Annotated in this window: 7 protein-coding genes and 2 tRNA genes; 8 read left to right on the top strand and 1 reads right to left on the bottom strand. The window is 44.0% G+C overall.

Translation table 11 applies throughout. The features are described from left to right. The 3 genes from DRB05_RS00785 (at position 1) to DRB05_RS00775 (ending at position 842) form a co-directional block, all read left to right on the top strand. Positions 1–75: transfer RNA gene (locus DRB05_RS00785), tRNA-Gln, on the top strand. A 41-nt stretch (positions 76–116) separates the two neighbouring features. After that, a tRNA-Leu gene (locus tag DRB05_RS00780) sits at positions 117–201 on the top strand. An 86-nt stretch (positions 202–287) separates the two neighbouring features. Next, positions 288–842: a hypothetical protein gene (locus DRB05_RS00775; protein ID WP_128725250.1), complete on the top strand. Its 555-nt coding sequence runs from the start codon at positions 288–290 to the stop codon at positions 840–842. 117 nt (positions 843–959) lie between these two features. Here the strand turns inward: DRB05_RS00775 and DRB05_RS00770 are convergent, their stop codons facing one another. Then, on the bottom strand, positions 960–2,126 hold the full coding sequence (locus DRB05_RS00770; RefSeq protein ID WP_128725249.1) for an FAD-dependent oxidoreductase: 1,167 nt from the start codon (positions 2,124–2,126) through the stop codon (positions 960–962). Positions 2,127–2,356: 230 nt separating this feature from the next. On the opposite strand from DRB05_RS00770, the gene miaB reads away from it, so the two are divergent. The 5 genes from miaB to lnt are packed head-to-tail and all read left to right on the top strand — an operon-like array spanning position 2,357 to position 7,797. Beyond that, positions 2,357–3,790: a tRNA (N6-isopentenyl adenosine(37)-C2)-methylthiotransferase MiaB gene (gene miaB / locus DRB05_RS00765; protein WP_128725248.1), complete on the top strand. Its 1,434-nt coding sequence runs from the start codon at positions 2,357–2,359 to the stop codon at positions 3,788–3,790. 54 nt (positions 3,791–3,844) lie between these two features. After that, on the top strand, positions 3,845–4,879 hold the full coding sequence (locus tag DRB05_RS00760; protein ID WP_128725247.1) for a PhoH family protein: 1,035 nt from the start codon (positions 3,845–3,847) through the stop codon (positions 4,877–4,879). A gap of 3 nt (positions 4,880–4,882) precedes the next feature. Then, a complete protein-coding gene (gene ybeY / locus DRB05_RS00755) occupies positions 4,883–5,341 on the top strand; it encodes an rRNA maturation RNase YbeY (protein WP_128725246.1) in 459 nt (152 codons plus the stop codon). A gap of 22 nt (positions 5,342–5,363) precedes the next feature. Further along, complete coding sequence (gene corC / locus DRB05_RS00750; protein ID WP_128725245.1) at positions 5,364–6,242, top strand: CNNM family magnesium/cobalt transport protein CorC; 879 nt, start codon at positions 5,364–5,366, stop codon at positions 6,240–6,242. Continuing rightward, positions 6,220–7,797, top strand: a complete 1,578-nt coding sequence (gene lnt, locus DRB05_RS00745; protein ID WP_128725244.1) for an apolipoprotein N-acyltransferase — start codon at positions 6,220–6,222, stop codon at positions 7,795–7,797. The genes corC and lnt overlap by 23 nt, the downstream gene beginning before the upstream one ends. Positions 7,798–8,169 lie beyond the last annotated feature (372 nt).

Genomic DNA, 8,169 nt, shown 5'->3' with positions numbered 1-8,169 from the left:
TGGAGTATCGCCAAGCGGTAAGGCAGCGGGTTTTGATCCCGCCATTCCCAGGTTCAAATCCTGGTACTCCAGCCATCTCTTCTTGAGATGATAGCTACAAATAGAATATCTACTGTGCGGAAGTGGCGGAATTGGTAGACGCGCTGGATTTAGGTTCCAGTATCTTCGGATGTGAGAGTTCAAGTCTCTCTTTCCGCACCATTTAGTAACAATCTCTTTCCTATCTATTCATTCCTAGCTCATTTTCCTAATGTTACTTTTAAACTTTCTTCATGTTAGGAAAGAAAGTGCTAAAGTCTTTATTTCTTTTATTCTCATTAATTATTTTCAGTATACCTAGCTTTGTAGAAGCAAGGGCTAGCTCAATTTGCTCTCCATCACACATAGAAATCGCACTCAAGCACTTTAGCTACTGTCAGCCCTCAGAGCAGGCAAATAAAGTTTCATTCCAAACTTTTACTAACGATACCTACTCAGTTGTGATTAACGACAACTCTTCTGAACTAACGTTAAGCTGGATAACTGACGCTACCGCACTTGCTGGTCTGCCGAACAAGTATGATTTAACACCTCTTGAGTTTATGACACGAGCTTTCAATGGCACCTTTGATATACAGAGTGAAGACATGCAGAAAGTCAGTGCTGAGCTTGGCGTTATAGACGAAGCAAATGTATTTACCGCTACTCACGGAGCAAAACATATTTTTTCTTCTATCAGACCTTCAGGAGTTCAAACTGCTTACATTTTGCAGCCCAACAGTGATTGGTTATTAAGGCTAGATGGCAAATTTGATATTAATACATTGATGTATGTCGTCGATAAGCTAACACTGATGAGATAATCTCGGCACTAAATAATGAAGCGTGCAGTAATACCAATTTATCCTAATACTTGCTCCTTCAAAAAGATCACTTAATTAAGTAAATTGGTGTAACACGCTCAGTGTAGAGAACAAAGATTAAAAACCAACACCTCCCATGGCGTGCTTAAGCACTTCTTTCTTTAACGGCCCAGCTTTATTCGCCACATTCAGAGCCAGATTTCTCAAATGCTTTAACGGTGTTACTTGATTCGAAAAGCCAAAATAACACGCATCCATCATACTCATCATCAAGAGGTTGTCTTTTCTACGCTTTGACTCGTAATGATGTAGTGCGCTGCTGTCACCAATATCTTCTTTTGACTCAATCGCTTCAGCAAGCGCCGCAACGTCTTTAAAACCAAGGTTTACTCCCTGCCCTGCTAATGGATTAATGGTATGGGCTGCATCTCCTACTAATACCACTCGTTCGCTCACGTACTGGTTGGCATGCTGCCTTGCTAAAGGAAAAACCGCTACTTCTTCAATCTCAAAGTCACCAGGTAGCTCAAAAAATGCAGCTTTTACTTCTTGCTTTAGCGCCTGCTTATCTAGCTGCTTAAGTAAGTTGAGCTTATTGCCGTTGTCATACCAAATCAGATTGGCATACGGATACTGCATAGGTAAAAAGGCAATGGGACCTGATGGCTTAAATTGCTGCCATGTTTTTTCTTGTTGCGGTGCGTCGAGTTTAATCAGCAGCCCCATACAATGTTGCTCATATTGCCAGCCTGTCACGCCTATACCACTCATTTGTCTGACGATGGAGCGACCCCCATCAGCTGCAATTAATAAATCGGCGGTAAAAGATGCAGCTTGATACTCAATCGTCACAGAATCATCATTATGAATAATGCGCTTTGGGATCCCCTCAGGTGAAACCACCTTGATATCAAATTCCTCGAACTGCTGCCACAAAGCAGCTTGAATGAGGTTATTCTCAATTAAGTGGCCTAAGTGCGAGGCGCTTAGCGCTTCACAATCAAATACTAATTGTCCTGGCTTATCCTCATAGGCTTCTAGCTGCTTGTAAACCGCGGCTCTGGTGTTTCTTAACACAGGCATAGCACCGAGCTCATCTAGTAACTGCTCGGAAAAGCGATTGATTGCAGAAACGCGAATATCTACCTTATCACTTGAGAGTATTGCACCTGGTGAGATGGGAGAATGTTCAATAATGGTTACATCAACACCTTGCTTCGCTAGCTTAACGGCACACGCCGCACCAACCATGCCACCACCGACTATCAGAGCCTTGTTTTTCATGCCATATTCCACTTAATTGAGTCTGTACGCATTGTAACGCATATAAAAACAGATGTTTGCTTAAAACACTCTGTATTGATCCACATTTTGAAAGTTAAAATCTATACTTGGCTAGACAAGATAGGTCATATAAAATACGCGTCCTTTAGGCATAATGATATCAATTCAGCATCGCCTGCACGAGAAACGCGTAGTGCTAAACACCGAGTTGTAAACGAGGCAATATTTAAATGAGTAAAAAACTGCATATTAAAACCTGGGGTTGTCAGATGAACGAGTACGACTCCCAGAAAATGGCGGATCTTTTGGATTCAACAAATGGCTATCAGCTTACAGAAGAAGCTGAGCAAGCTGATGTGATCCTACTCAATACTTGCTCGATTCGTGAGAAAGCACAGGAAAAAGTATTCCACCAACTTGGTCGTTGGAAACTACTAAAAGACACAAACCCTGATCTTGTTATTGGTGTTGGTGGCTGCGTAGCATCACAAGAAGGCGACACCATTCGTCAGCGTGCGCCATTTGTTGATATCGTGTTTGGACCACAAACATTGCACCGTCTACCAGAGATGATCAAACAGGTGCAAAGCAAAGAAGGCTCCGTTGTCGATATTTCATTCCCTGAAATCGAAAAGTTTGACCGTTTGCCAGAGCCAAAGGCTGAAGGCCCGAGTGCATTTGTTTCGATTATGGAAGGTTGCTCTAAGTACTGTACTTTCTGTGTTGTACCCTACACGCGTGGTGAAGAAGTAAGCCGACCTTTAGATGATGTGATCCTTGAAGTTGCTCAGCTTGCGGAGCAAGGTGTGCGTGAAGTGAACTTGCTTGGCCAGAACGTAAATGCTTACCGTGGTGAAATGCACGATGGTGAAATTTGTTACTTCTCTGACTTAATTCGCTACGTTGCAGCAATTGACGGTATTGACCGTATTCGTTATACAACATCTCACCCTGTTGAATTTACACCAGATATCATTGAAGCCTATGCGGATGTGCCAGAGCTTGTTGACCATTTACACCTACCAGTGCAAAGTGGTTCAGACCGTATTCTAAACCTAATGAAACGCGGTCATACTGCGCTTGAGTACAAATCAACAATCCGCAAGCTACGTAAGATCCGTCCTAACCTAAGCATGTCTTCAGATTTCATCATTGGCTTCCCAGGCGAATCAAACGCAGACTTTGAAGCAACGATGAACCTGATTAATGATATCGGTTTTGATATGAGCTTTAGTTTCATCTACTCAGCGCGACCTGGCACGCCAGCAGCAGACTTACCTGATGATGTTGCAGAATCAGAAAAGAAAGAGCGTCTATACATCCTACAGAACCGTATCAACCAAATGGCGCAGGATATTAGCCGCAAGATGCACGATACCGAGCAGCGTATTTTGGTTGAGGGCCCATCGAAGAAAAACCCAATGGAACTGCGTGGAAGAACTGAAAATAACCGCGTTGTAAACTTCGAAGGTCCACACTCAGTGATCGGCCAATTCGTCGACGTACGTATTACTGAGGCGTTACCAAACTCGTTACGTGGTGAGCTTATCCGTACTGAAGCAGAAATGGATTTACGTCGTGACGTAAAACCGTCGGATATCTTAAATAAAGCCCCACAAGAACCTGAAATTAATGAATTAGGTGTTGGTACTTTTACCCCCTAGCATTTTTAAATTGTGCGCTAGCTTCGGCTAGCGTCGTTTTTATAGGAAGACATTTTGAGTAATCAGATAAAGAATATAGAAATTTACTTAGAACCCGCAGATAATCACCGCCTTTCTTCACTATGTGGTCCGTTCGACGAAAATCTAAAACAAATAGAACGTCGCCTTGGAGTTGAAATCGCGCACCGTGACAATTGGTTTAAAGTGACCGGACAAGCGGTAACGGCAAAAGCAGCTGTGGATATTCTAAAATCTCTATATGTTGATACTCAGCCTGTGAAAGGAAAAATGACAGAAATTGAACCGGATCAGGTTCATCTGGCCATCACAGAAGCGAACGTACTCGAACAAGACGCCCCAACCGTATGGGACAAAGAAGTCTATATTAAGACTCGTCGCGGTGTGGTTAAGCCTCGTAACCCAAATCAGAGCCAATATGTTGCTAATATCTTAACTCACGATATTACCTTTGGTGTTGGTCCTGCTGGTACTGGTAAAACCTATCTTGCTGTTGCAGCAGCGGTTGATGCGCTAGAACGCCAAGAGATCCGTCGCATCCTCCTCACTCGTCCAGCGGTTGAAGCTGGTGAAAAACTGGGTTTCTTACCGGGTGATTTAACACAAAAAATCGACCCTTACCTTCGTCCTCTTTATGATGCCCTATTCGAGATGCTTGGTTTTGAAAAAGTTGAGCGCTTAATCGAAAAAAATGTCATCGAGGTTGCACCTTTGGCATATATGCGTGGTCGAACACTCAATGACGCGTTTATTATCTTGGACGAGAGCCAAAATACCACGACTGAACAAATGAAGATGTTCCTAACGCGGATTGGCTTTAATTCAAAAGCGGTGATCACCGGTGATATCACGCAAATCGATTTGCCTCGCGGTGCGCGCTCTGGACTTCGCCATGCGATAGATGTGCTCAATGATGTAGAAGAAATTTCATTTAACTTCTTTAAATCTCACGATGTAGTTAGACACCCAGTGGTTGCTCGTATCGTCGAAGCATACGAGAAGAAAGAAGAACAAGAGCGTCTTGCTAAAGCTGAAAAGCATCAAGCGAAACAGCAACCTTCTGAGGAATAAACCATGGACTTAATGCTAGATTTGCAATTGGCTTGTGAATTTGACAAGTTGCCTTCCGAAGCACAATTCCAATTATGGGCAGAACATGCATTAACGCAATTTCGCGAAGAAGCAGAATTAACTATTCGCATCGCTGACGAGCACGAAAGCCAAGAGCTCAATAGCCAGTACAGAGGCAAAGACAAGCCAACCAATGTGTTGTCTTTCCCATTTGATGCGCCACCGGGAATTGAGTTGCCACTTATTGGTGATTTAGTTATCTGTCCCCAAGTGGTATACCAAGAATCCATAGAGCAAGAAAAGACCTTTCATGACCACTTCGCCCATATGGTTATCCATGGTTGCTTGCATTTACTTGGATTTGACCATATAAATGAACAAGACGCGGTAGAAATGGAAACAATAGAGAAGCAAATTCTTGCTTCTTTGAATATCGCAGATCCTTACAGAGACGATTGTTAAATTAACGGAGCAGACACAACTAATGAGCGACGATAACTCGCAAAGTAGTCAGGGTTCTTCTAGCAAGACCTGGCTGGGACGCATCACACAGATGCTGCAAGGGGAACCCCAAAATAAAGAAGAACTGGCTGAAGTCATCGCTGATGCGCAAGAGCGCCAGCTGATTGACCCAGAAACCAAAGACATGATGGAAGGTGTACTCAGCGTTTCAGAGCTGAAAGTTCGTGACATCATGATCCCACGTTCGCAAATGATTACACTTGATGTAGATGAGCCGCTCAGTGCTCAACTCCCTATGATGGTAGAATCTTCACACTCGCGTTTTCCTGTGATTTGTGAAGACAAAGACCATGTAGAAGGCATCTTACTTGCCAAAGATCTCTTACCTTTGATTTTGCGTGAAGAGAGCGATTTGCCAAGTATCCGCGAATACCTTCGTCCCGCAGTGGTCGTGCCTGAAAGTAAGCGTGTCGATACTCTGCTCAACGAATTCCGTCAAAAACGTTACCATATGGCCATCGTGATTGATGAATATGGCGGTGTGTCTGGACTGGTTACTATCGAAGATATTCTCGAAACCATTGTTGGTGAAATCGAAGATGAACATGATGACGACGAAGAACAACAAGATATTCGTCAGCTATCCAAACATGTTTATACCGTGCAAGCACTCACGCCGTTGGATGAATTTAACGAATTCTTCAAAACCAGCTACGACACCCAAGAAGCAGATACCATTGGTGGTATCATTCTTCATGCATTTGGCCACATGCCAAGCCGCGGTGAAACCATAGACATAGATCCCCTTCAGTTTAAGGTAACTAACTCCGATAACCGGAGGATCTTACAAATTCAAGTAAGTGTACCTAAATCTGAACATGTTGAAGACTCTAGTATCTAACCTGAGTAATCTCGCAAAAGATAAGTTTGCATGGCTGGCACTCATTTCTGGCTGTGCACTTACTTTTGCTTATTCCCCTTTTGGTTTTTGGCCTATCGCTTTTGTTAGCTTGATTATAGCGGCTTGGCTTACCGATAAACCTACCCCAAAGCTCGCGGCCAAATATGGCTTTTTATTTGGCTTTGGCTGGTTTGCACTTGGCATAAGCTGGGTGCATGTCTCTATCGCTGAATTTGGTGGTTTACCCTTACCTGTCTCGGTGCTGTTGATGGCATTGCTATGTGCTTATCTTGCCATCTACCCGGCATTGGCATTTGCTTTTGCCAGCTACTTTTCTCGCACACCATGGCAACGGGTGCTGGCACTTGTTGCGGGTTTTGCCATTACAGAATGGCTGCGAGGTCACATGCTCACAGGCTTCCCTTGGCTTAGTTTTGGTTACACGTTAACTGACTCGCCATTGAGCAGCTTAGCCCCTTGGATCGGTGAATTTGGCTTAACATTACTAGTTATTTTAGCGACAACAAGCCTTTACTATCTACTTAAACAACGTGCGATTTATCTCGCTATAGCCTGCTTTGCTGGCATTGCAGGTCTATACAGTGTGCCAGTCATTCAAGGTCCATTGAAATACTCGGGAGATGAAATCACCACTTTGCTTGTACAAGGTAATATCAAGCAGAGTCTTCGCTGGGAGCCTGAGCAGTTTTGGCCGACCATGTCTAAATACCGAGATATGACTAGACCTAACTGGCAAGGCGTTGATTTAGTGGTGTGGCCGGAAGCTGCTATTCCTGAATTTGAAGATATAGCCTACCCATTTTTAGAAGGGCTGGACAAAGCCGCCGCGTTTAATGGCACAGCGCTGATAACGGGCATTCCCGATTATCAGTTTGATACCAGAACCGCGTACAACACGCTGATCACGCTTGGTAAAAAAGAAAAAGAAGACAGCGAAGGGCAATATCACTATCTGCACAAAAACCGCTACCAGAAGCACCAATTGTTGCCTATTGGTGAGTTTGTACCGTTCGAAAACCTATTGCGCCCTATAGCGCCTCTTTTTAACTTAGCGATGTCGTCATTTACTCGAGGTGATGCGGTACAACCAAACCTACTTGCGAACGGTTTGCATGTGTTACCCGCTATTTGCTACGAAATCGCGTTTAGCGAGCTTGTCAGAGGTAACTTTACCTCTGAGTCAGATATTCTTTTTACTGTGAGTAACGACGCCTGGTTTGGAGATTCCCACGGCCCGCATCAGCATATGCAGATCGCTCGGATGCGTGCCTTAGAATTACAGCGCCCATTAATTCGAGTAACGAATAATGGTATCACTGGTGTTTACGATCCACTTAGCAAAGTTCAGCATGCCATTCCACAATTCGAAGCCAATATACTGAAAAGTGATGTAAAACTCATTAGTGGAGTGAGCTGGTATGCAGAGCATGGTAATCGCCCCGTCTGGTTTATTGTCGCTTTTATTATGCTGATACTCACCGCTGCAAAGGTAAAGCCCATAGTGCTTAAGCGATTTGAACGCAACTTTTTGTAGTTGCGGTGATGTACCTATCGCGATGTGAAATCGCTCCTACACTCGATATATAGCCTCTGGTGGGAGCCGCTTCACGCGACGAGCTTTTGTGCCGTATCGCGATGTAAAATCGCTCCTACACGCAATATAATATCTGGTAGGAGCCGCTTCACGCGGCGAGCTTTTGTGCCGTATCGCGATGTAAAATCGCTCCTACACTCAATATATAATCTCTGGTAGAAGCCGCTTTATGCGGCGAGCTTTTATCATATCGCGATGTGAAATCGCTGCTACACTCGATATATAACCTCTGGTGGGAAGCGGCTTTATGCGGCGAGCTTTTATACCATATCGCGATGCAAAATCGCTCGACACGCGATATATAACCTCTGC

Origin of the sequence: Pseudoalteromonas sp. A757, from assembly GCF_004103285.1 — a bacterium.
In the GTDB taxonomy this organism is placed as follows: Bacteria; Pseudomonadota; Gammaproteobacteria; order Enterobacterales; family Alteromonadaceae; genus Pseudoalteromonas; species Pseudoalteromonas galatheae.
The sequence above is the reverse complement of the archived record's forward strand: the minus strand, read 5'-3'. Positions and strand labels throughout refer to the sequence as shown.